General features: G+C 33.6%; 26 protein-coding genes, 1 pseudogene, 1 riboswitch and 1 other annotated feature (1 of these 29 running past the window's edge). Of the genes and pseudogenes, 20 read left to right on the forward strand and 7 right to left on the reverse strand.

Annotated features, from left to right (window positions below):
* Nucleotides 1-13: 13 nt before the first annotated feature.
* From prpB to COE49_RS09345, 4 genes are all read left to right on the forward strand, one after another.
* Entirely contained in the window at nt 14-922 is a 909-nt protein-coding gene (prpB, locus tag COE49_RS09330) for a methylisocitrate lyase (RefSeq protein WP_000312630.1), read from the forward strand.
* Nucleotides 923-1,076: 154 nt separating this feature from the next.
* Entirely contained in the window at nt 1,077-2,786 is a 1,710-nt protein-coding gene (locus tag COE49_RS09335; protein ID WP_088230324.1) for an acyl-CoA dehydrogenase family protein, read from the forward strand.
* 16 nt (nt 2,787-2,802) lie between these two features.
* Nucleotides 2,803-3,693, forward strand: a complete 891-nt coding sequence (locus COE49_RS09340) for an NAD(P)-dependent oxidoreductase (RefSeq protein ID WP_098253446.1) — start codon at nt 2,803-2,805, stop codon at nt 3,691-3,693.
* A 36-nt stretch (nt 3,694-3,729) separates the two neighbouring features.
* Nucleotides 3,730-5,190 (forward strand): CoA-acylating methylmalonate-semialdehyde dehydrogenase, encoded by a 1,461-nt coding sequence (locus COE49_RS09345; RefSeq protein WP_088230322.1) that lies wholly within the window; start codon nt 3,730-3,732, stop codon nt 5,188-5,190.
* A 70-nt stretch (nt 5,191-5,260) separates the two neighbouring features.
* Here the strand turns inward: COE49_RS09345 and COE49_RS09350 are convergent, their stop codons facing one another.
* Both COE49_RS09350 and COE49_RS09355 read right to left on the reverse strand, forming a co-directional pair.
* A complete protein-coding gene (locus tag COE49_RS09350) occupies nt 5,261-5,893 on the reverse strand; it encodes a LysE family translocator (protein WP_098945873.1) in 633 nt (210 codons plus the stop codon).
* Between the two features lie 226 nt (nt 5,894-6,119).
* Nucleotides 6,120-7,175: an enoyl-CoA hydratase/isomerase family protein gene (locus COE49_RS09355; RefSeq protein WP_088230321.1), complete on the reverse strand. Its 1,056-nt coding sequence runs from the start codon at nt 7,173-7,175 to the stop codon at nt 6,120-6,122.
* Nucleotides 7,176-7,488: 313 nt separating this feature from the next.
* On the opposite strand from COE49_RS09355, the gene COE49_RS09360 reads away from it, so the two are divergent.
* From COE49_RS09360 to COE49_RS09385, 6 genes are all read left to right on the forward strand, one after another.
* Nucleotides 7,489-7,746, forward strand: a complete 258-nt coding sequence (locus COE49_RS09360) for a hypothetical protein (RefSeq protein WP_001145041.1) — start codon at nt 7,489-7,491, stop codon at nt 7,744-7,746.
* 184 nt (nt 7,747-7,930) lie between these two features.
* Complete coding sequence (locus COE49_RS09365) at nt 7,931-8,170, forward strand: DUF2584 family protein (RefSeq protein WP_088230320.1); 240 nt, start codon at nt 7,931-7,933, stop codon at nt 8,168-8,170.
* A 15-nt stretch (nt 8,171-8,185) separates the two neighbouring features.
* Complete coding sequence (locus COE49_RS09370) at nt 8,186-9,343, forward strand: exonuclease SbcCD subunit D (protein WP_088230319.1); 1,158 nt, start codon at nt 8,186-8,188, stop codon at nt 9,341-9,343.
* Nucleotides 9,340-12,429 (forward strand): AAA family ATPase, encoded by a 3,090-nt coding sequence (locus COE49_RS09375; protein ID WP_088230318.1) that lies wholly within the window; start codon nt 9,340-9,342, stop codon nt 12,427-12,429. Before COE49_RS09370 ends, COE49_RS09375 begins: the two co-directional genes overlap by 4 nt.
* A 404-nt stretch (nt 12,430-12,833) precedes the next feature.
* Nucleotides 12,834-13,409, forward strand: a complete 576-nt coding sequence (locus tag COE49_RS09380; protein ID WP_088230317.1) for a sigma-70 family RNA polymerase sigma factor — start codon at nt 12,834-12,836, stop codon at nt 13,407-13,409.
* Nucleotides 13,399-14,769, forward strand: coding sequence for a DUF4179 domain-containing protein (locus COE49_RS09385; protein WP_088230316.1), 1,371 nt, complete (start codon nt 13,399-13,401; stop codon nt 14,767-14,769). The genes COE49_RS09380 and COE49_RS09385 overlap by 11 nt, the downstream gene beginning before the upstream one ends.
* A gap of 98 nt (nt 14,770-14,867) precedes the next feature.
* Here the strand turns inward: COE49_RS09385 and COE49_RS27585 are convergent, their stop codons facing one another.
* Entirely contained in the window at nt 14,868-15,041 is a 174-nt protein-coding gene (locus COE49_RS27585) for a hypothetical protein (RefSeq protein ID WP_088230315.1), read from the reverse strand.
* A 342-nt stretch (nt 15,042-15,383) separates the two neighbouring features.
* On the opposite strand from COE49_RS27585, the gene COE49_RS09395 reads away from it, so the two are divergent.
* Nucleotides 15,384-15,683, forward strand: a complete 300-nt coding sequence (locus COE49_RS09395; RefSeq protein ID WP_088230314.1) for an ArsR/SmtB family transcription factor — start codon at nt 15,384-15,386, stop codon at nt 15,681-15,683.
* Nucleotides 15,684-15,741: 58 nt separating this feature from the next.
* Here COE49_RS09395 and COE49_RS09400 read toward each other — a convergent pair whose 3' ends face one another.
* The gene (locus COE49_RS09400) at nt 15,742-15,927 is read right to left on the reverse strand and encodes a YkvS family protein (RefSeq protein ID WP_098945874.1); all 186 of its coding nucleotides are present in this window, start codon (nt 15,925-15,927) and stop codon (nt 15,742-15,744) included.
* 332 nt (nt 15,928-16,259) lie between these two features.
* On the opposite strand from COE49_RS09400, the gene COE49_RS09410 reads away from it, so the two are divergent.
* Both COE49_RS09410 and COE49_RS09415 read left to right on the forward strand, forming a co-directional pair.
* Entirely contained in the window at nt 16,260-17,462 is a 1,203-nt protein-coding gene (locus COE49_RS09410; protein WP_088230311.1) for an L-lactate MFS transporter, read from the forward strand.
* A gap of 513 nt (nt 17,463-17,975) precedes the next feature.
* Nucleotides 17,976-18,518, forward strand: a complete 543-nt coding sequence (locus COE49_RS09415) for a chorismate pyruvate-lyase family protein (protein WP_088230310.1) — start codon at nt 17,976-17,978, stop codon at nt 18,516-18,518.
* Nucleotides 18,519-18,548: 30 nt separating this feature from the next.
* Here COE49_RS09415 and COE49_RS09420 read toward each other — a convergent pair whose 3' ends face one another.
* A complete protein-coding gene (locus COE49_RS09420; protein WP_001043907.1) occupies nt 18,549-18,821 on the reverse strand; it encodes an HU family DNA-binding protein in 273 nt (90 codons plus the stop codon).
* Between the two features lie 203 nt (nt 18,822-19,024).
* Between COE49_RS09420 and COE49_RS09425 the strand changes: the two genes are divergently transcribed.
* Together COE49_RS09425 and COE49_RS09430 are read left to right on the forward strand one after the other, a co-directional pair.
* Entirely contained in the window at nt 19,025-19,792 is a 768-nt protein-coding gene (locus COE49_RS09425) for a DUF3891 family protein (protein WP_088230309.1), read from the forward strand.
* 14 nt (nt 19,793-19,806) lie between these two features.
* Entirely contained in the window at nt 19,807-20,337 is a 531-nt protein-coding gene (locus COE49_RS09430) for a DinB family protein (RefSeq protein WP_088230308.1), read from the forward strand.
* Nucleotides 20,338-20,383: 46 nt separating this feature from the next.
* On the opposite strand, the gene COE49_RS09435 is transcribed toward COE49_RS09430, so the two are convergent.
* Together COE49_RS09435 and COE49_RS09440 are read right to left on the reverse strand one after the other, a co-directional pair.
* Nucleotides 20,384-21,751, reverse strand: a complete 1,368-nt coding sequence (locus tag COE49_RS09435; RefSeq protein WP_098945875.1) for an alanine/glycine:cation symporter family protein — start codon at nt 21,749-21,751, stop codon at nt 20,384-20,386.
* Between the two features lie 107 nt (nt 21,752-21,858).
* Nucleotides 21,859-21,979: riboswitch (glycine riboswitch) on the reverse strand.
* A gap of 207 nt (nt 21,980-22,186) precedes the next feature.
* Nucleotides 22,187-22,763 (reverse strand): annotated as a pseudogene (locus COE49_RS09440) (hypothetical protein).
* Between the two features lie 117 nt (nt 22,764-22,880).
* Between COE49_RS09440 and COE49_RS09445 the strand changes: the two are divergent.
* The 5 genes from COE49_RS09445 to rluF all read left to right on the forward strand — a co-directional run bounded on the left by COE49_RS09445 (nt 22,881) and on the right by rluF (nt 26,015).
* Entirely contained in the window at nt 22,881-23,225 is a 345-nt protein-coding gene (locus tag COE49_RS09445) for a hypothetical protein (RefSeq protein WP_098357256.1), read from the forward strand.
* 145 nt (nt 23,226-23,370) lie between these two features.
* Nucleotides 23,371-24,189, forward strand: a complete 819-nt coding sequence (locus COE49_RS09450) for a nucleotidyltransferase family protein (RefSeq protein WP_088230306.1) — start codon at nt 23,371-23,373, stop codon at nt 24,187-24,189.
* Nucleotides 24,190-24,201: 12 nt separating this feature from the next.
* The gene (locus COE49_RS27590) at nt 24,202-24,360 is read left to right on the forward strand and encodes a PhzF family phenazine biosynthesis protein (RefSeq protein ID WP_176548482.1); all 159 of its coding nucleotides are present in this window, start codon (nt 24,202-24,204) and stop codon (nt 24,358-24,360) included.
* Between the two features lie 140 nt (nt 24,361-24,500).
* Nucleotides 24,501-25,121 carry a YdbC family protein gene (locus COE49_RS09460; RefSeq protein WP_088230305.1) on the forward strand — a complete coding sequence of 207 codons (621 nt, stop codon included), beginning with the start codon at nt 24,501-24,503 and terminating at the stop codon, nt 25,119-25,121.
* 186 nt (nt 25,122-25,307) lie between these two features.
* The gene (gene rluF, locus COE49_RS09465) at nt 25,308-26,015 is read left to right on the forward strand and encodes a 23S rRNA pseudouridine(2604) synthase RluF (RefSeq protein ID WP_140417327.1); all 708 of its coding nucleotides are present in this window, start codon (nt 25,308-25,310) and stop codon (nt 26,013-26,015) included.
* A 121-nt stretch (nt 26,016-26,136) separates the two neighbouring features.
* Nucleotides 26,137-26,296, forward strand: a binding site (T-box leader) (it continues 63 nt past the right edge of the window).

Below are 26,296 nucleotides of genomic sequence, written 5' to 3' on the forward strand. Positions count from 1 at the left end.
GGGGGAATCTAGAATGGCTTGGGTTGTGGATAAACAGTCAACACAAGAAGAGCTTGCGAATCGCTTCCGAGCTTTGGTAGAAGCAAATGAAATTTTACAAATTCCAGGTGCTCATGATGCAATGGCAGCTCTTGTTGCGAAAAATACAGGTTTTTCAGCTCTTTATTTATCGGGAGCTGCTTATACTGCAAGTAAAGGGCTACCGGATTTAGGAATCGTGACGTCTACTGAAGTAGCAGAAAGAGCAAGAGATTTAGTAAGAGCTACAGATTTACCTGTTCTTGTTGACATTGATACAGGATTTGGTGGTGTACTAAATGTAGCGAGAACTGCTGTAGAAATGGTAGAGGCGAAAGTAGCAGCTGTCCAAATTGAAGATCAGCAATTACCAAAAAAATGTGGACATTTAAATGGCAAGAAACTTGTTACTACAGAAGAATTAGTTCAAAAAATTAAAGCGATTAAAGAAGTTGCGCCGAGTTTATATATTGTAGCGCGCACGGATGCTCGTGGTGTAGAAGGGTTAGATGAAGCAATTGAAAGAGCGAATGCCTATGTAAAAGCAGGCGCGGACGCAATTTTCCCAGAAGCGCTTCAATCAGAAGAGGAATTCCGTCTATTTAATAGCAAGGTAAATGCACCTTTATTAGCGAATATGACTGAATTTGGAAAAACACCATATTATAGTGCAGAGGAATTTGCGAACATGGGCTTCCAAATGGTTATTTATCCTGTAACTTCACTTCGTGTAGCAGCGAAAGCGTATGAGAATGTGTTTACTTTAATTAAGGAAACAGGTTCTCAAAAAGATGCACTTTCTAATATGCAAACGAGAAGTGAGTTATATGAAACAATTTCATATCATGACTTTGAAGAGCTAGATACTGGTATTGCAAAAACAGTATTATCAGAAGATCAATAGATAAGACAGCGAAGGCGATGAAAATACATCTTTGGCAAAATAAAATGCTTGATGTGAAAAATCATCGCCTTCTATTTTCAAAAAAAGATATTCCACTCATCGTAGACGAGCATAAGCAAAAAAGCTATGAAAGCCGAATGATAGGGGGATACATATGGAGAAAACGAAGTTACCATGGGATGAATTTTTTTCACTTAATAAAGATGTAAATCATACTTACTTTACACCAGAAGATTTTTCAGGTGATGAGGAATTAATCGCAAAAACAACGGAACAATTTGTTAAACAAGAAATTGTTCCACAAATGGAGAATATTGAACAACATAACTACAAAATTTCTCGTCAATTATTTGAAAAGGCTGGGGAACTTGGGTTATTAAGTATCGAAGTCCCAGAAGAATACGGCGGGTTCGAGTTAGGAAAGGCAGTTTCAGGACTAGTAGCAGAGAAAATGGGTTATGCTGGTGCGTTTAGCGTTTCTTTTAATATACACGCTGGTGTAGGTACATTGCCTTACATATATTACGGAACGAAAGAACAAAAAGAAAAATATTTGCCAAAAATCGCATCGGGAGAATGGATTGGTGCTTATGCATTAACTGAGCCAAATGCTGGTTCAGATGCATTAAGCGCAAAAACGAGTGCGGTATTGAACGAAGATGGTACAGCTTGGAAGTTAAATGGCGAGAAGCAGTGGATTACAAATGCTCATATGGCAGATGTATACGTTGTTTTTGCAAAGACAAATAAAGGAATGACAGCATTTATTGTCGAAAGAACATGTGAAGGTGTATCCATTGGTTTAGAAGAAAAGAAAATGGGTATTAAAGGCTCTTCAACAGCGACTCTTATTTTAGAAGATGTTGTCATCCCTGTTGAAAATGTTTTAGGGGAAGTTGGGAAAGGGCATCATGTAGCTCTTAATATTCTTAATTTTGCTAGACTAAAACTTGCCTTTGGAAATATTGGAACAGCAAAACAAGCAATTGGATTGTCAGTTCAATATGGTAAAGAACGAAAACAGTTCCAAACGGAATTAGTAGACTTTACGATGATTCAAGAGAAAATTGCGAATATGATCATTGCTACATATGGAGCAGAAAGTGCAGCTTACCGTACAGCTGGTGTAATTGATGAGGCAATTCATGAGAGTGATGAGGATCTTATGAAAAAAATGTCCCAATTCGCAATTGAATGTGCACTAAATAAAGTAAATGCTTCTGAAACACTTGGTCATATCGTAGATGAAGCCGTCCAAATTCATGGTGGTTACGGTTATATGCAAGAATACGAAGTAGAACGATTATATCGTGATGCTCGAATTAGTCGTATTTTTGAAGGTACGAATGAAATTAATAGATTAACAGTTGCCAAAATGTTAATGAAACAAATGGAGCAAATTGAAGATCATGAAGTAGAAAGTGATTTGGAAAACGTCGAAAGAAACCATCGTTACATTTTATTAGCGAAAAAATTGTTGAGACAATCTTTGAAAACGCTCTCTAAAACACCGGGCTTAAAAATTGATCAAGAGCAAGAATATTCACGTGTATTATCAAATATGTTGACGGACGTGTACGTCATGGAATCAGCATTTTTACGTACGAGAAAAGCAGTAAGTAAAAATGGTGAAGAAAAAGAGTGTACGAAGCAAATGATTACTGACGTTATTTGTGAAGAAGGATATCGTAAAGTAGAAGAAGCAGCAATATCTATTCTTTCAGCGGCAGTCACAGAAGAACATAATAGACATGATATTTTATCCGAAATCCGTCAATTATTAGTGCCTTTATACACGAACGTATTTACGAAAAAGAGGGAAATTGCGAAAGCTAGTATAAATCGCGGAAAATATATTGTGTAATTAGGAGGAAAGCGATATGAAAAAGATTGGTTTTATCGGCTTAGGTAATATGGGTCTTCCGATGTCTAAAAATTTAGTTAAATCAAGTTACACAGTATATGGAGTGGACTTAAATAAAGAGGCTGAAGCTTCCTTTGAAAAAGAAGGAGGAATTATTGGCTTATCAATCTCAAAACTAGCAGAGACATGTGATGTAATTTTTACAAGTTTACCTTCACCTCGTGCTGTTGAAGCGGTATATTTTGGAGAAGAAGGATTATTTGAAAATAGCCACTCGAATGTCGTTTTAATTGATACAAGTACTGTATCTCCACAGTTAAACAAACAGTTGGAGGAGTCGGCGAAGGAAAAGAAAGTAGACTTTTTAGCAGCACCTGTTAGCGGTGGTGTAATTGGAGCAGAAAATCGTACTTTAACGTTTATGGTTGGTGGATCAAAAGAGGTATATGATAAAACTGAATCTATCATGGAAGTGTTAGGAGCGAATATTTTCCACGTTAGCGAGCAAATTGATAGTGGTACAACGGTTAAATTAATTAATAATCTATTAATTGGTTTTTATACTGCTGGTGTGAGTGAAGCTTTAACATTAGCGAAAAAGAACAATATGGATTTAGATAAAATGTTTGATATTTTAAATGTAAGTTACGGTCAAAGTAGAATTTATGAGCGTAATTATAAAAGTTTCATTGCATCAGAAAACTATGAGCCAGGCTTTACTGTAAATCTATTAAAAAAAGACTTAGGCTTTGCGGTTGATTTAGCTAAGGAAAGTGAGCTCCACTTACCAGTAAGCGAAATGCTATTAAACGTATATGAAGAAGCGAGTGAAGCAGGATATGGTGAAAACGATATGGCTGCTTTATATAAGAAAGTTAGCGAACAATTCATTTCGAATCAAAAATAATAGACCTATTTCATTCATAAAAAAGGAGAGAATATAATGATTACAACTGAAATTAAACGAGTGAAAAATCATATTAATGGCGAGTGGGTTGAATCAACAGGTACGGAAGTAGAAGCAGTTCCGAATCCAGCGACTGGAAAAATTATTGCTTACGTTCCACTATCTCCAAAAGAGGATGTTGAAAAAGCGGTTGAAGCAGCAAAAGAGGCGTACAAAACATGGTCAAAAGTACCAGTTCCAAATCGTTCAAGACAATTATACAAATATCTACAGCTTTTACAAGAAAATAAAGATGAACTTGCAAAAATCATTACGTTAGAAAATGGAAAAACGCTAACGGATGCAACTGGTGAAGTACAGCGTGGTATTGAGGCAGTAGAACTTGCAACATCAGCACCAAATTTAATGATGGGACAAGCTCTCCCGAATATTGCTAGTGGAATTGATGGATCGATTTGGCGCTACCCAATTGGAGTTGTTGCTGGTATTACACCATTCAACTTCCCAATGATGATTCCGTTATGGATGTTCCCACTTGCAATTGCTTGTGGTAATACGTTCGTATTAAAGACATCAGAAAGAACACCACTTTTAGCAGAGCGACTTGTAGAGTTATTCTATGAAGCTGGTTTTCCAAAAGGGGTATTAAACTTAGTGCAAGGTGGAAAAGATGTTGTAAATAGTATTTTAGAAAGTAAAGATATTCAAGCGGTTTCGTTCGTTGGCTCTGAACCGGTAGCTCGTTACGTATATGAAACAGGTACGAAACACGGAAAACGTGTACAAGCGTTAGCTGGTGCAAAAAACCATGCAATTGTAATGCCAGATTGCAACCTTGAGAAAACAGTGCAAGGTGTAATTGGATCTGCATTTGCAAGTAGCGGAGAACGCTGCATGGCATGTTCAGTAGTAGCAGTAGTTGATGAAATTGCTGACGAATTTATTGATGTATTAGTAGCGGAAACGAAGAAGCTAAAAGTAGGTGATGGTTTCAACGAAGATAATTATGTTGGACCATTAATCCGTGAATCTCATAAAGAGCGCGTTTTAGGCTATATTAATAGCGGTGTAGCTGACGGGGCAACTTTATTAGTAGATGGCCGTAAAATTAATGAAGAAGTTGGAGAAGGTTACTTTGTTGGTGCAACAATCTTCGATGATGTAAATCAAGAAATGAAAATTTGGCAGGATGAAATTTTCGCTCCAGTATTAAGTGTTGTACGAGTAAAAGATTTAGAAGAAGGTATCAAACTGACAAATCAATCTAAGTTTGCAAATGGTGCGGTTATTTATACTTCAAACGGTAAGCATGCACAAACATTCCGCGATAATATTGATGCTGGTATGATCGGTGTAAACGTAAACGTTCCAGCACCAATGGCATTCTTCGCATTTGCAGGAAATAAAGCTTCGTTCTTTGGTGATTTAGGTACAAATGGTACGGATGGCGTTCAATTCTATACGCGCAAAAAGGTTGTAACTGAACGCTGGTTTTAATATAAAGTAGATAGTCAAATCAGTGATTAAAAGAAAACCACCACTATTAATAGTGGTGGTTTTCTTCTTGTTAATTGCTTTTTTCAAAAGCTAGTTTAATACCAAAACCAATTAAGACAATTCCCGTTAACCCTTGAATATAACGTTGCGTCTTCGGTTTTTTCATAAAAGCACTAATTTTATCAATTAAAAATATATATAAAGCGAACCAAATAACTGTTAAAACTAGGTAAGTAAGGCCCATTACGAGAAGTTGGATAAACGTATTATGATTTGGATTTAAAAATTGCGGTAAAAATGTTAAAAAGAAGACTGCAACTTTAGGATTTAATAAATTCGTAAGAAACCCTTGGCGAAAGCAAGAAGTGTGTTCGTCTTCATTATTCAAAGAAATATCGTTCGTATCGACGCCTTCTTTATTTCTTACTGCTAAAAGGGCTTTAATACCAATATAAATTAAATATAGAGCTCCAACGTACTTGAAAATAGAAAATAAAAGGGCTGACTTTACAATAAGTGCGGAAAGTCCGATTACTGCTGCTAAAGTATGGATTAATAGTGCAACACATGTACCGAACACTGTTTTCACTCCACCCACCTTACCAGCAACTAATGTGTTCTTCGTAGCCATTGCAGTGTCAGGACCGGGTAAAATAATAAGACAAATAGACATAATGATGAATAGAAAATAATTTTCAATCATAGTCGCTCCTCCTTTTTTTTATTTTTAGAATATTTGATTAAAATTAGTGTAGCACACATTCCTATTTAATAAAATTAAATTTTATTAAAAAATATTAAATGATAAAGAGGCTATATAGTCATGTAATTACACGACTATATAGCCTCAATTTTATCCCGCATGAACGGGTGATTGGTGAGGGCTAATAATAAGCAGGAGATGAACCTTCACTTATTAAAGTTTCACTTTATGCATTAAGTAAGTTAAAGAAACGATTTACATCTTCTTCTGAAACATCACTTAACTGCTTATATTTATAATTCGGATTTTGATCTTTATCAACGACAACGGAGCGTACTCCTTCGAAGAAATCTTCATGTCTCATAAAATTTTTAGCTAGTATAAGGTCCGTAGCGAAACATTCTTCAACGGACTTATCTTTTCCATCAATAAATTGTTTTAATGTTACTTTTAGTGAAATAGGTGATTTTGATAATAGCGTTTCTTTCGTTTTTAGTGCAAATGAGCTTGGATCATTCTCCAATGATTGAATGATTTCTTCAATTGTATCGAATGCAAAATGTGAATTGATTACTTCTAATGAAGGAGCAAGCTCGCTTTCTAAGTTTGGACCAGTTGCAAATGTACGAATGACTTCTTTTAAATTAGTATGTACATCATCTTCATTATGCCAATTTACACTTTCAAGTTCAGTAAGGAAATTTGGTAATGTATCTGATGGCATAAAGTAGTCAGCAGCGTTTATAAACAATACGTCAGCAGCTTTTAAAATAGATGCTGTTAAAGCAACGTAACGACCTGAATATTCAGGTGATTTGTTTAAGAAATATGCAGCACCGACGTCTGGAAAGAAGCCGATGTTCATCTCAGGCATTGCCCATTTTGTACGATCTGTTACAATTCGATACTTCGCGCCATTTGTCAGACCGACACCACCACCCATTACAATGCCATCTAAACAAGCGATAATCGGTTTTTTATATTGATAAATGTAAGTGTCAATTTCATACTCTTCTTCGAAAAATTGCTCAGCATGCTGTAAGGCAACTTCGCTTGAACGTGCTTCGTAGAGGGTTTTAATGTCACCACCTGCACAAAAACCTTTTGTGCCAGCTCCTTTTAATACGATAATCGCAATACGTTCATCGTGTTCCCACTCTTTAAGTTTTTGTCCAATTGGTTGTAACATATCATAGGATAAAGAATTAAGCGCCTTTGGACGGTTTAAAGTAATTGATGCAACGCCGTTTTCACTAACAGAAAATAAAACGTGTTCAGTCATGATTCATCCTCCTTTACATATCTTCTTATTCTTAATTCTTTATATGTACTGAAATGTCCTTTATAAATTTTGTCTAAAGTTGACGGTATGTGTTAAAATGTCCACCGCATATTTTGACGAGTTATATTTGCAGGATTTCGGTGATGGAAGAGGAATATTACAACATTACTGTAAGAGTAAATATTTGAAGTTATGGTGATAAAAGCGCTATTATATATGTGTAAAATGTGTATAGTTACTTAAAAAATAGAATTGTTGAAATTGTAACGAGTGGCTAGTATGTTAATTAGAAATAGGGGAAGGAGAAATCGGAATGCCAGTACCTTTACTATTATCGGTTATTATTTTGTCTTCGTTAATGATAGGGATAACGCAGTATTTTCATCATACAGATACGACAGAAGAAGTGAAGGATAAAGTACGTCTCGTATTTCCGATTTTTATTATATCTATTTCTTTTTGCATTCTATTAAATAAGGATGGATACATTGTCGCAGTATTTTCATTTTTTGTAGCGATCGTTTTCATTACAGTTTTATATTATGTAATGAAAGAATTTATACAAAAATAAAGATGTCATAATCGGCATTTTTATTTTGAGAATATATAAAATTTCACGTACCGTATTTTAAATAAAAAATATAAAACATCTTACAAATAGAAAAGTGCTTACTTTGTCGTGTATTTACTTGTCAATCTCGCATAGCCACTATACTATTAAAATGTAGAGATTATAAAAAGGGGTTGTATCTATCATGAAATTTGAGATGCACACAAAAATTGTTTCAAATGAAAAAGAAGTAAGATTACATATAGAAGAAAACATATTTCAATTAATTTTAGATGGTTATCACTTATTTACAATGCAAGAAATATTACCTTTATATAAATCCAATGAAGAAAGAATTGGTAGTGCGATGATACAAAAGTTAGAGTGGGAGAACGGAAAAACTACAATAAACTATCAACTCGTATCACTAAAATCAGTAAATTAAAAGGAGCAGAAAAATATGAAGTTATTTCATACAGCTGATTGGCATTTAGGTAAGCTTGTTCATGGCGTGTATATGACTGAAGACCAAAAGGTTGTATTAGATCAGTTTGTACAAGCTGTTGAAGAAAAAAAACCAGATGCCGTAATTATTGCAGGGGATTTATACGACCGGGCAATTCCACCGACAGAAGCAGTAGACTTATTAAATGATGTGTTACAAAAAATAGTTATCGACTTACAAACACCTGTTATCGCAGTTGCAGGAAACCATGATAGTCCAGACCGTATACATTTTGGAAGTAATTTAATGAAGAAACAGGGGTTACATATTGTAGGGCAATTTCAATTCCCGTATGAACCTGTTGTATTAAATGATGAATATGGAGAGGTTCATTTCCATCTCGTTCCGTATGCGGATCCAAGCATAGTTAGACATATATTGAAAAATGAAGACGTACGTTCTCATGATGATGCGATGCGTATTTTTATGAATGAGCTTTCTGAAACGATGGATAAAGAAGCTAGACATGTATTTGTTGGACACGCATTTGTAACTTCTTCAGGAGAAGCAGAGGAGAATACAAGCGACGCAGAACGACCACTTTCAATTGGTGGTGCTGAATATGTAAATAGTCATTATTTTGATAAGTTTCATTACACAGCGCTTGGGCATTTACATCAAGCGCATTTCGTACGTAATGAGACAATTCGATATTCAGGTTCGCCACTTGCATATTCTATTTCAGAAGAAAAACATAAAAAAGGATATTATATTGTTGAACTAGACGAGGAAGGCGAAGTAACAATTGAAAAAAGGTTACTTACACCACGTCGTAAAATGCGAACAGTAGAAGCGGAAATAGATGATTTATTACAGCATTCAGTAAGTGAAGATTACGTATTTGTAAAATTATTAGATGAAAATCCTGTCTTACAGCCAATGGAGAAAATACGCTCTGTATATCCAAATGCAATGCACGTTGAAAGAGCAATGCAAAGGCGAGAGCTTACAGATACAAATGAAGTAACTGTTTCAAGACATAAAATGGATGATTTATCTCTATTAAAGGCTTTTTATAAAGAAATGAAAGGCTTAGATTTATCTGAAGAGAAAGAACGTCTATTTATAGAAGTTTTACAAACAGTGCAAGAACGGGAAGGTGAACGAGGATGAGACCGATTCAGCTTATTATGACAGCATTTGGGCCATATAAACAGAAAGAAGTAATCGATTTTGATGATCTTGGAGCGCATCGTATTTTCGCCATTTCTGGGAATACGGGAGCTGGAAAGACAACGATTTTTGATGCAATTTGTTATGTGTTGTATGGTGAGGCTAGTGGAGAAGAGCGTAGTGATACGAGTATGCTTCGAAGTCAATTTGCTGATGATAATGTTTATACAAGTGTAGAATTAACCTTCCAGTTAAAAGGAAAGCGCTATGAAATAAAACGACAACTTGGTCATAAAAAACAAGGGAATAAGACGATTACAGGGCATGCAGTAGAATTATACGAAGTGATTGATGAAGAGAAGGTTCCAGCTGTTGATCGTTTTCATGTAACGGATGTAAATAAAAAAGTGGAAGATTTAATTGGTTTAAGCAAACATCAATTTAGCCAAATTGTTATGTTACCACAAGGCGAATTCCGAAAACTATTAACTTCTGAGACAGAAAATAAAGAAGAGATTTTACGTCGTATTTTTAAAACAGATCGTTATAAATTAATGCGTGAGTTACTAGATCAAAAACGTAAACAATGGAAAGATGTTTTGCAAGAAAAACAAAAAGAACGAGAATTATATTTCCGTAATGTTTTTAAATTACCAATCCGCGATGGAGCATTATTAGAGACGTTAGTGGAACAAGAACATGTAAACACGCATCAAGTAGTAGAAGCATTAGAGCAAGAAACAGCTGCGTATAAGGCAGAGGTTGATCAATTACAAGTCGAACAAGATAACCAAACGAAGCAATTGAAAGATGCAGAAACACGCTTTCATGCAGCAAAATCTGTAAATGAGAAATTTACAGATTTACAGCAAAAAAATGAGAGATATAATACATTACAAGAAAACCGTACAGTCATTGAAATGAAAGAGAAGTCCTTTAAACGTGCTGAACAAGCGAAGCGTTTACTGCCATTTGAGCAATGGTATGAGGAAGCAATGCAAAATGAGCAGAAGGCTGAAAGTTTGTTAAAACAGATAATCGCCAAAAAAGAACATATACTAAACAGTTTTGAGCTTGCTCAGGAAAAATATGAAACAGTAAAGAATAAAGAATCAGAACGAGAAGATGCTAAGAAATTTTTTCAAAGATTAGAAGAGTTACAACCAATTATTGCATCATTAGCTGAGAAAAAGTTGAATTTACAAAATGCTGAAATTCAAATAGGGAAATTAAAAGAAAGTATGCAAAAGTTCGATCAACTATTAGAAGAGCATATAAATCAAAAACAGAAAATGTCTGGTGAATTACAGCAATTAGAACGAGCACTTGAGCAATATGTAACTAAAGTAGAAGAACTAACAAATATGCGAGAAGATGCAAAGATTTTAAAGCAAGCATATGATGTTTGGCAAGAAAAACAAAAATTCGAGCAAGAAAAAGAGGCCGCATTTATTAAGATGCAACAGGCCACTCGTGCGTATGAAAATATGGAACGCCGCTGGTTAAGTGAACAAGCAGGTATATTAGCACTTCATTTACATGATGGTGAATCTTGTCCAGTATGTGGTAGTACGAATCATCCGAAAAAAGCGACAGAGCAAAGTGATGCGATCGATGAAAAAGAGTTAAACGATTTAAGAGATAAGAAGAACGTTGCTGAAAAATTACATGTTCAAGTAGAGGAGAAATGGAATTTCTATCGACTACAATATGAAAAGGTGATAGAAGAAGTTATGAATCGAGGGTACCACTCAGAACAATTAGTTGAAACATACAGTGTGCTCGTTCAAAAAGGAAAACAATTAGCAGCAGAAGTGAATACGTTAAAAGAAAGCGAAGAAAGACGTAAACAAATCACTGTGAATATAAAAAGCCTAGAAGAAAAAGTAGATGAACTTCAGAAACAAAAACGTGAAGTAGAAACATTGCAGCACCGTACAGAAATGGAGTGCATGCAACTTCGTACGTCATATGAACATGATAAGCAAAATATTCCAGATAACTTACAAACAGTACAAGCTTGGAAAATACAGTTTGACCAAGCTATGCAACAATTCAGGCTAATGGAAGATGAATGGAAGAAAGTGCAAGAAGCATATCAACATTGGCAAAATGAAAATATACGTATTCAAGCAGAACATGAGGGGGCTTCTAATCAATTTGAAAGTGCAAAATTGAAGAAAGAAGAGACTTTCGCGCGCTTTATGAAAGAACTTGAACAGAGTGGTTTTACAGATCCATTCACGTATAAAGAAGCTAAGTTAAATGATGCTGAGATGGAGATGTTACAAAAAGAAATTCAAAGTTATTATTCATCTCTTGAAGTACTTGTAAAGCAAATCGAAGAGTTACGTACTGAATTGAAAGATAAACAGTATATGGATATTACTTCATTAGGTGAACACATACAAGAATTAGAAATTAATCTTGATATAATTAAAGAAAAACGTCAACGCGCGCAAAATGCTGTAGTATATATTTCTGATTTACATGAAAATATTAGACGTATTGATGAACAAATTCATGAAGAAGAAAAGGCATTCCAAGAACTTGTTGATTTATATGAAGTAATGAAAGGTGATAACGAAAGCCGTATATCATTTGAACGTTACATCTTAATTGAGTATTTAGAACAAATTGTTCAAATCGCAAATGAGCGACTACGTAAATTATCAAATGGACAATTTTATTTAAAACGAAGTGAACGAGTTGAAAAGAGAAATCGTCAAAGTGGATTAGGTCTAGATGTATACGACGCATACACCGGCCAAACACGTGATGTAAAAACATTATCTGGCGGTGAGAAATTTAATGCATCGCTTTGCTTAGCACTTGGAATGGCAGACGTAATTCAAGCGTATGAAGGTGGTATTTCCATCGAAACGATGTTTATCGATGAAGGATTCGGTTCATTAGATGAGGAGTCATTAACGAAAGCGGTTGACGCTTTAATTGACTTACAAAAATCAGGCCGATTTATCGGTGTTATTTCACACGTTCAAGAGCTGAAAAACGCAATGCCAGCTGTATTAGAAGTAACGAAGCAGAAGGATGGGTGTAGTCAGACGAGGTTTGTGGTGAAGTAAGTTTTGGAAATACAGTAGGAATTTCATAGTTATCCTGAATTTTATAGAATGAACTAGTGTTAAGTCGGTTTATATTGAAGTGCAATTGCACTTTAATATAACACCGGCTTTTTTGTTGAGAAAATCTTTATAATCTAATTTTATATTATAAAATTAGATTATAAATCGTCGGCTCATCATATCCTAAAAAAATTCGCAATCAAAATTTTTTTTAATAAAAAATATGAACCTTTTTATGGAAACGAGCGAATATAAGAGTGAGAAATACATTGGGAGAAAAAGGGGATGTGAAATAGAAAAGAAATCTCGGAAGTGACTGTAAATATAGTAGCGACCATTAAGAAGAGGAAAAAGAAGTCAATTTATAAAAAGGCACTATTAAGGGAGACAGAGGAGGTCCAAACGTGGACAAAATAGAATGGAAAGAATGGTTAGAAAGGATGGTTGCTGGTGACCAAAAAGCCTTTCAGCACATATATGAATTAACCAGTAAAGATGTTTTTCGAACGGTATCGTTTCTTATTGAGGATCAACATGATGTAGATGACATAGTAAATGGTGTTTATATTCGTATGTGGAAATCAATTGCGAAATATGATCCACAACGTCCATTTTCATTTTGGTTACATAGTCTAGTTGTGCATGAGATACAAGATTGGAGAAGGAAGCTATGGCGCAGGTTCCGGATTTTGGAGAAAAATAAAGAATTCTGGCAGGATCAGTTTTATAAAACGGATGAAGAGGTACTACATAAGGAAACACGAAGTGAATTGCTAGAATTAGTGAAAACACTGTCATATAAACATCGTGAAGTAATTATTATGCGTTACTTTCATGAATACAGCTTAGAGGAGATTGGCTTACTTGTCGGAATCCCGATAGGAACAGTGAAATCCCGATTGCATACGGCGCATAGACAGTTGCGAAAAGAGATGGGGAAGTTACCGGTTGAAGAGGGGGAAAAAATAAATGGATTTTGAAAAACAATTGCGTGATGAATTTCAGAGAGAATCCGAGAGTATGCAACCATCGAATAAATTGAACAAGAGGGTAAGTGCTTCATTTGAAGAATATCGCCAAACAAAGCAAATATATAAAAGTGTGATAAAGAGACGATTATTAATGGGTCTTACTGCAGTAACATGTTTTGGAGCAATATTTATATTTAATACATCAATGCCAAGCTATGCGAATATATCTACGCTACAGTCAATTTTTAAACCAGTATTAGAACATTTCCATATAAAGGAAGGGGCTGAAAAAATTACGAAAGAATCTACTACTGTTAAGGAAAGTAATGGGGTAAAAGTCACAATTAATAGTACAATCTATGACGGAGTAACATTAATTGTTTCCTATACTGTAGAAGGGAATAAGCCATTTAGTGAAGAACCGAAAATACAAACAGATAAGAGTTTTATTACTATAGAGAATGAGAAGAATTTTGTAGCACAGAAACAAGAATATGGTGAATTTAAAGATAAAGATCATAAAGTTTACTCAGGAGCGATAACATTTGCCCTTAATAATGGTAGCTTTAACAAAAGCCTGGAAGATCAGGAAGATGCCGATCGAATTCAAGTATCTAATATAGCGAACAATTTTACTCTTTCTCTTAATGTAGAGCGATTGGGTGGAAGAGAAGGAACGACTCAAGGTAAATGGAACTTTGATTTACCCGTTCAAAGTATACCAGCAAAACAAAGTGAGAAAGAAATTAACCTCAATAAAGACTTAAGTGCTATACGTACTAATGCGAAATTGGAAAAAGTCATTGTAACACCCCTTAGAATATACTTGCAAGGAACTGCGTCGGAGAAAGGCGGTCCATTTGAGTATCTTGTATTAGATGATAAAGGAGAGGTTTTAAAGCGAACGGAAAATCAGGTAATGGTAGATACTAGCAAGAATAATTCGGTCTCAACAGCAGCGTATGAAACACGTAGTCAGAATATCAAATCTATAAAAGTTATTCCATACGTCTATGGAAAAAAACACTCGGGCTATGACACGAAAAATAAAATTCTTGTTAATAAAGTAGGGGAGACAAAAATTCCTCTCGGTGATAACAAAGAAATGACAATAACTAGAATTGAAGAAAAGGCTGGAGAAACATATGTATACTATAAAACTACAAACCCTATTAGTAACTTATGGCCATTCTTCTTAGTAGATGAAGATGGAAGAGAGGAATTCGGTAAGCAGGAAACTCGTATCAGTACAGTTAAAGGACAAGAATCTGTAGAAGTCTTTAGAACGACATTTGGAGATAAAAAAATATTTGTCGTAAATCCAAATGATGTGTATTATGATCAAGCCTTTACGGTTGAATTTAAATAAAATAGTATAGATTTAATGTTTAAATTTGATTTAATTAAGAAGAGACTATATAAAATAAAACGCCGTCTTTAAATTGGAGACGACGTTTTATTTTTTATTTATGAGTTGTTTGGAGATGGCGGCGTATTTGCCAAACGGTTATAAGCTTTAAAAGCTGCAATTGCCGATATAACACCACCTGCTAAAAATAAAGTTGATCCGCCAACTAAAATGATCCGACTGACATATGTCTCACGTGCTTCTTCTACTTGTTCTTGTGACACTGTAGGCATATAAAATCCTCCTTTACATAATTGTTTTGTAAATAGTATATACAAACGCCTAAAATATGTTAAAATCACAGGATAGTTCTATGGAGAAGGTAATAGGTGTAGTATGAATTTAGAATACAAGTGGTTTAACAAATCTTCATTATAAATTTATGCAAACTTCACATACAGCACATATTAAAATTGTATTATGTATATGTGCCAAATAAATAAAGTGAATAATAGTAAGTTCTATTTTTGAAAATTGAAAATCCTATTATTTTTATATAAAGGTCTTGATTAGGAATTTTTAGTTTTGGAAATGGTTCTTAATAAAAAGGAATTCATATAAAAGGGGAATGTCTTATGACAACATATACGAGTGAGATGAAGAAAACTATAGTTTCAGAAGAAGATGTAGATATTTTAAAAATTATGGCGCATCCAATCCGATTACAAATTGTAAATGAATTAAGCACAAGAAAAACATGCAACGTAACACAATTAACAGAATTGCTAAATATTCCACAATCGACTGTTTCGCAACATTTATCAAAAATGAAAGGTAAAGTGTTACGAGCGGAGAGAAGGGGTTTAGAAATTTATTATCACATTAATAACTTAAAAGCGAGCAAGATTGTTAGTGTTTTAGGATATATAAATTAATGAAGTACTACAACATAAAATAGCCTCTGCTGTTAAGCAGGGGCTATTTTATGTTGTTTTATTTACTTGCATTTAAAATTTTATAGTTTTTATGATTTACAATTGTTCGATCAAATTCAAAAGTACCACCGCTTACATCTGTAATTTCAACTAAAACCGATTCAGTATATAGTTTTAGTACAGTTCCTGTAATCTTTAAATTATTTCGTTGAAAAAGTATAGTATCCCCTACGTTTGCTTTCATAGTACCTCCTTATAAAAGACAGAAATATTTGTTTATTATATATATTAAACCACGTACGGTTATATTAGTGAATATTTAGTTTTTTATCAATGAAAAACGACTCACAAAACAATACAAATAGCTACTACGTATTTAATAAGCAGTTTTTTTGTATTTCACCTTTCGTTTTCTGTAACTGATTCCATATATTTGACGCTCTGTCTTGTAAGTGCTTACACCAATAGGAACATCCTATACAATGAAGTTGTTAAATCAAATGAGGTGACTAAGATGAATATGAAAAAAGTAAACTTAGCAAATACAATTGAAATAGAAAGAGGAGGCGGGATGATATGAAAAAACCATCAGTTAATCCATGGCTTGTTGTCCTTGGCACAGTCATCGTACAAATGGGGCTTGGAACGATATATACATGGAGCTTATTTAATCAGCCTTTAGTTAGTAAATACGGTTGGAGCCTAAACGCAGTTGCTATAACTTTCTCAATTACTAGTCTTTCTTTAGCAGTTTCAACTTTGTTTGCGAGTAAATTGCAAGAAAAATGGGGACTTCGTAAACTTATTATGATAGCTGGACTAGCATTAGGAATGGGATTAGTGCTTAGCTCACAAGCGTCTTCACTAGTATTACTTTATGTACTAGCAGGAGTTGTTGTAGGTTACGCAGATGGTACAGCTTATATTACTTCACTATCTAATTTAATTAAGTGGTTCCCAGAACGTAAAGGTTTAATCTCTGGTATATCTGTAGCTGCATATGGTTCAGGTAGCTTAATCTTTAAATATATTAACGCATATTTGATTGAATCGGTTGGTGTATCACAAGCATTTATATATTGGGGTGTAATTGTTACAACGATGATTGTAATTGGTGCTTGTTTAATCCATCAAGCTGCTGATCAAGGTGCAGTTCAAGCAACAAAAACTAAGGAATATACAACAAAAGAAATGTTAGGTACAAAACAAGTATACTTATTATTTATTATGTTATTTACATCATGTATGAGTGGTTTATACTTAATTGGCATGGTAAAAGACATTGGTGTTCAACTTGTAGGGCTTACTGCAGCAACAGCAGCTAATGCGGTCGCTATGGTTGCAATCTTCAATACATTAGGTCGTATTATTCTAGGACCGTTATCAGATAAAATCGGTCGTTTAAAAATCGTTACTGGTACTTTTGTTGTTATGGCGACTTCAGTCTTGGTTCTAAGTTTCGTAGATTTAAATTATGGTATCTACTTCGTCTGTGTAGCAAGTGTAGCGTTTTGCTTTGGTGGAAATATCACGATTTTCCCAGCTATTGTTGGTGATTTCTTCGGTATGAAAAACCACAGTAAGAATTACGGAATTGTGTATCAAGGATTTGGATTTGGAGCGCTTGCAGGTTCCTTTATCGGTGCACTTCTAGGTGGATTCAAACCAACCTTTATGGTGATCGGCGTATTATGTGTCGTGTCATTTATTATCGCACTTTTAATTCAAGCACCTAATCAGAAAAAAGAACAAGAAGATGAATATCGCAGCGTAGCGTAAGCATATAAATCTTCTATCACACTATTATTACTAAAAAGCACCCTATTAAATAGGGTGCTTTTTTACGGTATATTATAAAATTATGAAAGGGAAGTGGATGACAAACCACTTCCTTTTTTCTTCATGAACTATGTTTTTAGTATTTGCCTTTATTCAGGATTTGTTATTATCGGAATTTTATCGAATGATGAAATCAACAGTATATAAATTTTTTGGAAATCTTTATAAGCTAAAAAAATCAATATAGATATTTGTATTTCCAAAAGTGTAGAAATATTTATCTGAAAAATAAAAAAAGATTGACAAGTTAAATGAGAGGGATTATCATTTCGGTGTAGGTTATAAATGAAAGTGATTATCAATTGAGTGATTTTCTGTACTTGTTATAATAAAAGCAATATTGATATTACAAAGGGGCGTATATGAAATACAACAATTAGATGCAAGAGAACTTTTGAAAAATCGTTAAGTTCATACTAGTTAATGAAATATTTTATAGAAGAGGTGTTCCTCATGTTAGTGGTGGAAAATAGAAAAAGCGAATTAACTTATAATGTACAAGCAATTAAAAATATTTTATTTTCTGGAGATACGCCATCTATTCGTGCTTTAGAGAAGCTTTTGAATGATACAGTTCAATTGGATGTTCTCGAACAAGAGGTAATTGATAGACAGTACATTCCGAAAGAAGTAAAGAATTTCTTTGATAAAAACGGAACATTTCTTTACCGCGTATCTAATGTTAGTTATAAAGGTAAGGTATTATCTGAAAATCTAATTTTTGTGGACACATCGTTTTTACCGGATACTATAAAGCAAGAATTAGAGAATGGAAATATTCCAGTTGAAAAACTTATAGAAAAAATGGAAGTAAGAAGAAACGTATTATACGAAGGATATCAGCCATCCGGAAATATTATCGAATTGTTTGATGGATGTTCTGTTGCCGCGAATGTTTATCCGACTAGAAAATATCAAATTATAAGTAACTGCAAATGTATATTTTATATTTGTGAAGTGTATCATGCGGAGAATATAAAGGAATTGCTTAAATAAAACAAGAAACCAGCNNGCTGGTTTCTTGTTTTATTTTACAGCTTCTTTTAATTCTTTACCTGCTTTAAATGCTGGAACTTTACCAGCAGCGATTTGAATTTCCTCACCAGTTTGTGGATTACGACCTGTACGAGCAGATCTTTCACGCACTTCGAAAGTTCCAAATCCAATTAGTTGAACTTTATCGCCAGATTGTAATGCAGTAGCAATTGTGTCAAATACGGATTGTACAGCTGCAGAAGCATCCTTTTGAGAAATATCAGCTGACTGTGCTACGTTTTTAATTAGTTCTGTTTTGTTCATGTTTTCACCTCATAAAAATTTTTTAGAAAGAATGTTTTAGTATAATAGATAGTAAAAATAAAGCTAATTCTATGATTAGAAAGAATGCTGTATAGTTATGTTAATTTCGTTGCAAGAGACTGAATCCCTGCTAATAATCAGGGATTAATTAAGAATTGATGTATACCAAAAGCTGTAGTATGGAGATGAGGGGGAGTATACGGATGATTTTTCGTGAAAAGAATGAGAAAGAAAGTATATTAATTCGTCAACATGATCATGGTTTTTTAGCTGGAGAGATTGCTAGTAAAATAAAAGAAAGTTTCTTTGAAAATCAGCAGTATTTAAAGGAAACTATTGATGCAATATATGAACATGATAGAGGATGGATAGGACTTGATAAAGTACCAATTTTAAATGATGTCAAAAATATCCCGTATACATTTATGGATTGTCCAAGCTCATTGCGTTTTGTTTTTTATACGATTGGTTTAAATGAAATTGAAGAATCTAATCCATACGGGGCGTTACTGTGTAGTAAACACTTTTTATCATTTCCACTAAATGAAGAAGACGAAGAGATGATGTCTTTTTATAGGAATGAATTGGAACGACAAAAAAGAATATTGAAAACCTTAACAAAAGAACAATTTACGATGTTCGATAAACATTATAGATTATTAAAGTTTTGTGATGAACTTTCTTTATATGTATGTATGAATAAACCTGGTGTCAAAAAGAAAGATGAAATTGACTTATTTAAATATGGTTTTGAGGGAACAGAAATGTTTAATAGTAAGGAGGAGCAACCTATTCAAGCTGAATGGCTGGATGAAGAAACAATTCGAATTACACCATTTCCATTTAAAAGAGAATTTTATACGTATGTAAAATATAAAACTATAAATAAACGTTCAATAGAAGAAAAAGGGATTATAAAGGCTGATAGAGAATCGGAAATGAAGAAACAAAAAATTTGTTTTATAGGATAGGGAGGAGATTTAGATTGAAGGATTACATGTTAAAACAGTTTGATTACCATGCTTGGGCTAATACAAAATTATTCAATCGACTAAAGGAATTACCAAACTATGAGACAATCTTTAATGAAAAGATACAGAGTGTATTTCCATCAATTAAGGATACTTTTGCACATATTTATATTACAGACCAAGTGTGGTTACACATATTACATGGCAGTAGTATGAGTGAAGCAATACAAGATCGAGAAACGCTACAAAAGCAAATCGAAACAAAATCGTTACATGAATTAGAAAAAATGTTTGAAAACATTGCAAATCAATATAAAGAATTTTTAAGTACAATACGAGATGTAAATGCGGTATTTGTAATTAAAAACCCTTATGTAGGAAAATTAGAAACTTCAATTTTAGAGTTAGTACAACATGTCGTAAATCATGGTACATATCATAGAGGAAATATAACAGCGATGATTCGTCAACTTGGTCACTCTTCAACAATGATGGATTTTATACTTTATTTACATATGGTTCAGAAGGGACAGGAATTGAAATAGAAAAAAAAGAATGGCTATTATAGATAAGCCATTCTTTTTTTAGTGATTAACTAGCCTGTTTTTTATGACTTTCTTTCAATTTCTCTGCTTGTAAAAAGCGATTCGTTTCAGCGACAACAATACCACTTAATCCGATTAGGCCAATTAAGTTTGGAATTGCCATCAGTCCATTTGCAATATCAGCAAATGTCCATACGATGCCTAGTTTTAAATTGGCACCAATAGCAATCATAACAATGAAGATTGCCTTATAATATCGTACTGCACCTTCTCCAAATAAATACGCTACACATTTCTCACCGTAATACGACCAACCTAAAATAGTAGAGTAGGCGAATAGAATAATTGCGATACCAAGAATCATACTACCAGCAGTGCCGAATACAGATTGGAATGCTATAGTTGTTGCTTCAACGCCAGTTTTACCTGACTTCCATGCACCTGTAGTAATTAATACAAGTCCTGTAATTGTACATACGATAAATGTATCAAGAAAAGTACCAGTCATAGAAACCAGTGCTTGTTTTGCAGGGGAATCAGTTTTTGCTGCCGCTGCCGCGATAGGAGCACTTCCTAAACCAGCTTCGTTCGCAAATACACCGCGTGCCATCCCGATTTGAATAGCTGATGCAACCGTTGCACCGATAAAACCACCAGCAGCTGCAGTACCATTAAATGCACCAGAAAAAATAAGTGAAAATGCTTCTGGAATTTGATCGTAATGATAGAAAATAATAATAAGGCCAGCAATAATATAAAAGAAAGCTTTAATAGGAACTACATATCCTGTCACTTTCCCGATTTTTTTTACACCGCCTAAAATAACGATAGCGATTAAAAATGACATGAATATACCAGTTAAAGCGGGGGGAAAAGAGAAATTAATTCGCATTGCCTCTGAAACTGAGTTTGATTGCACCATATTACCGATACCGAAAGAAGCAGTAGTACCGAATATCGCAAATAAAACCGCCAGCCATTTCTTACCTAAACCACGTTCTAAATAATACATTGGTCCACCTGAATATTCGCCATTTTCATTACTAACACGGTATTTCACTGCAAGAATTGCTTCGGCATACTTTGTTGCCATACCGAACAAAGCAGTAATCCACATCCAAAAAATTGCACCAGGACCACCAATTGTAACTGCGGTTGCTACGCCAGCTATATTTCCCATACCAATCGTTGCCGCCATAGCTGTCATAAGTGCTTGGAAATGACTAATATCTCCAGAGGAAGATGTATCTTCTGATTTTTTAAATGCAAGTTTATGAGCGTATAATAATTTACTAAACTGTAAACCTTTTAGACGCACTGTGAGAATGATACCAGTCCCAACGAGTAACAACAACGTTGGTAATCCCCACACATAGTGATTGATTTGTTCTAATACTTTACTTACTGTCTCCATCGTTATTCTCCTTTTTTAGAAAAAATAAAAACCACTTCAAGTAAATGAAATGGTCTCTGGAGAAACAAGGAATAGAAAAATAAACCGATACAAATCGGCTTTTTCTTTCGCTTGTCTCTGTCCTTTTACCTGAGAGATTATCCGCTAAAGTAGCGGATTTGCTCCTTCGGTGCTCGTTTTCCTCCGCGCTACAAAAAAGCGAGAGGGAGTCTCTCCAGAGATTCGTCCCCATGCAGTTCTACTTGTAAACAAGACCTGAGAGTTTCAAAGTCGGTTAACAACTTTTTGCCCCGTCGGTAGATCAATAGACCTTCTCCTGAATGGTTCATCCGAATTATAAAATTTATAAAAACATTGATTGTAAATCAATAAAAACATTATAGACAGACAAAATGTGAAATGCAATCTTTTTTTATTTTAAAATAATAAACAGTTTTATTTTTTTGCAAGTCCTAATTTCTCTTCAACTTCAGTTAAAGTAGATAAAGCGATGACAATATGTTGATCTGCAAGCCCTAAAGCATGTTTTGTATTTTTAATTATTATACTGTTTGGAGTAGAGTTAGTGGTTCCGTCTATAATTAAATCCGCCGCGTTTTTCATAAATTTAGAAGCAGTCTTAAATTCAGTTGTGAAATAAACTAGTTGTTCTTGTATTTGTACTTCCGATATATTTTCTTTAATTTTCATAGTGTCTATTTCGTTCAAAATTTTTTCATATTGTTTGGAAATAGCACTCATTGTAACTAATAGTTTATCTCTGTTTACTGAATCTCCGTTCGTGTTAATTTCTTCCCAAGCAGGTAACCAATCTTTTTCGATGATGTCATTATAATTATTAGTTAATTCATTAATTTTAGGTTGCAATTTAGTTTTGAATGTTTTTTGTATTAACCGTTTCTACAGTGATTTTTTCGTTATTATTTTTATCTTTAATTGTGTAGAAAACTGTACTGGTAATGATAAAAATAGAAATAACAATTGTCCATTTATTTAAAAGCCATTTCTTCAATGTGTAACGCCTCCAAAGTTAAATATCCTATAATTACAATATGCAACAGTGATGTTATTAAAGGTAGGTAATTTAGGATAGAATTAACTGTATACTTAAATAATTGAATTTAGTAAAATGATGAAAGTACTATGCGGGAAGAAAGGATTTTTATTGAAAATGAATAGAAGAAAACTAGTTTCAAATATTTCAATTGCTGTGTTATTAGTTAGTTTAATTGCATTCATATTTATGAATAAAGAATCTGAAATTAAAGATTTTCCAGTGCCAATGTCAGCAATTCATATTAACGATGATAATGAAGAGGATTATAAATATATAAGTGTAATGCCTATTAAAAAGGTAATTGGATGGGAGGACTTAGGCGAAAACGGGCATACTGTTAGTTTTAAAAAAGGGGAAAGGAAGGTAACGATATTACATTATCCGGGAGAAATTACATATTATTTATTTGAAAAATAATTGATAATAAAAGAGATAGGAAGTGAATGGTATTGTAGGATTGTTTACTTCCTATCTTTTTCGAATTATAATTCTGAATTATTTGAATTATAATTACTATGTGTATAAAATAAAATAATATTTAGTATGGAGATGAGATGATAATTTGCCAAGTATAAAAAAGATAGGTCGTTTTTGTCCTACTGATGATGAAGGATATATTATAAATGATGCACATATTGAAAAAGTTCAACCTATATTTATGGGGGCCATACGAGAAATAAAAAATACTTGTTGTGAATTGTTACAGGATGATTTACACAGTGTTTATATAAGAGGCTCAATTCCAAGGGGGATTGGAATTGAAGGAGTTGCAGATATAGATGTGATTATAGTAGTACGAAAGGATCCTAAATTAATAGACTTAAGCTGGCGAAAGAAACTAGAAGTTCAAAGTTTGCAAAAGTTTAATTGTATAACAGGAGTGGAATTGAGTTTTTACAGTAAAAAAGAGGTGATAAATTCCAAGAGTTTTTCTTTTATAAGCTTCATGATACAGACACATGGAGTATGTATATTTGGTGAAGATGTAACATTGTCTTTACCTAAATATAAAGTTAGTCAGGAGTTAGCCTATGAACACCTTATTCAATTGCGGAAACAAATTGGACAAGCACGCAAAGAATTAATTTATAATAAAGGCGTGGATGATATTGCGGATTGTTGCCGTTGGATAATGAAGATCATAATCAGAGCAGGTCTAGCATTAACTATTGATAGAGAAGGGCTGTATTCAAGAGATTTATACCCAGCGTATACACTATTCAGTAAGCATTTTCCCGAACAAGAAGAAAATATGAGAAAGGCATTACAATATGTAATTGAACCGATAAATGATATAAATGAAATTTTATTATTTTTAAATACGTTTGGTGAATGGCTGATAGAAAGAGCGGATGTTTTTTTGAATTCTATAGATAACTAGAAGAATATAATCATGTTATGTAAACAAATAAATGATCTAAATGTTCGTGATTTTGCAGACTATTATGGGATCCTGGAAGATGTGACAACAGGAAGTTCAAATGGATGTTTAGCAGCGTATCTTTTAAAGTATCGTAATTTTTGGAACAGAAAAGATAAATCTGTGTGTTGAACAAGGATACGAGATGAAAAGGCCTTCTTTAATACATATAAGAGCTGAAGAAATAGAGAGTAAAAATAATATTCGTTTAGGGGAAAAAGTAGAAAGTATTGCAGATGGGAAATGGAATGTAAGATAAGGGGGAATTAAAAATGTTACTAAAAACAATCTACTGTAAGGTAGCAGAAGAGAAAAAGGAATTATTTTCAAGAGCACAAGAAAAATGGCGTGATATACAGCACTTAGATGGTTTTCATGGGCAATTTGGTGGATGGAGTGAAGAGGAGGCATGTGTATTTACTTTATGGGAAGATAGAAGTAAATATCAATCATTTATAAATGGTGCTCACGATACAATTTATTTAAATAGTAAACAAGAGGATACGTTCCTTTCATGTGAAATTGAATTGTTTCAAACGTTGTATGATATAACTAATACGCCTTTGAAAGATGTTGTTACAGAAGGATCATTCGTAAGAGTTGCTATATGTGATATAAAGTTGGAAAAGGAAAAGTACTTTTTACATAAACAAGAAACGATTTGGAATAAAGGAATGGAAAAAGTAAAAGGGATGATAGGTGGAGTAGTTGGGAAGTCTTTAAAAACTGAAAATCGTTACATCGTGTTAACTTATTGGAAAGATGAAATGGCACATCAAAATTATGTAGAAGAGATTTTCCCAGAGTTGTATAAACTAGCTAATATTCATGAGGATTTAGAAGATATAAGAGGAAAACAAGCTGTATGTAAGGAAGAGTGGCTTGTATATTAAGCGCAGAAAAAGTGCATAAATGAATGTATAATAAAGATATTTTCTTATAAACGAGTAATTAATAGAAGACGTCATATACCCTTTCATGTTAATATATTTAAGTTATAATAGAAGGCTTACCCTTTTGTATTGTACGGTAGTAGCAGTGTGAGCTTGAAATTTTGTTTAGAAAAGGATGTGCCTAATTTGCGTATCAATAAATTTATTAGTGAAGCTGGAAAAGCGTCCCGACGTGGAGCAGATAAATTAATTAATGAGAGAAGAGTAATTATTAACGGTAAGGTTGCAAAAATTGGTGACCAAGTAAATCCAGGTGATGATGTGCGCGTAAATGGAGAGCAACTTCGTATTGCTCGAGATCACGTATATATCGCTTTAAATAAACCAGTAGGTATTACATGTACAAGTGAAAAATCAGTAAAAGGTAATATTATCGATTTAGTGAATCATCCTTTACGAATTAGTCATATTGGACGTCTCGATAAAGACTCAGACGGCTTAATTTTGTTAACGAATGATGGCGATATCGTTAATGAAATTTTACGTGCGGAAAACAAACATGAGAAAGAATATATCGTTTCAGTAGATAAGCCAATTACACCTGATTTTCTAGAGAAAATGGCAGCTGGTGTGAAAATTTTAGGAACGAAAACGCTACCTTGTGAGATCACACAGTTATCAAAATATGAGTTCCAAATTATTTTGACACAAGGGTTGAATCGCCAAATTCGTCGTATGTGTGAAGCTTTAGGTTATCAAGTATACACGTTAAAACGTACGAGAATTATGAATATTGAATTGAATAATTTACCTGTTGGACAGTGGAGAGATTTAACGAAAAAAGAGAAAAGACGTCTATTTTCAGACTTAAATTACGAACCACAAGATTGGTAAAATTGTGAAGTGAAACCAAAAATCTATTTTTGGTTTCTTTTTTTATTAAATAAAATTTTTTTTAACACTTGCAAAAATAAAATGAATAAGATATAGTAAATAACAATTAATGGATGTACTTATAAAAGCAAAGAAAAGGACACGAGTTATTTTACCCGGTTATACAGAGAAGGAAGGAAAGCTGAGAACTTCCTAACGCAGAAAAATAACTTACCACCTTAGAGCTGCACTGGGGAAATTAAGTATCTAGTGCCGTGTAAACGACGTTACCGTAAAAGAAG

The organism is Bacillus sp. AFS029637 (assembly GCF_002584985.1).
GTDB lineage: Bacteria > Bacillota > Bacilli > Bacillales > Bacillaceae_G > Bacillus_A.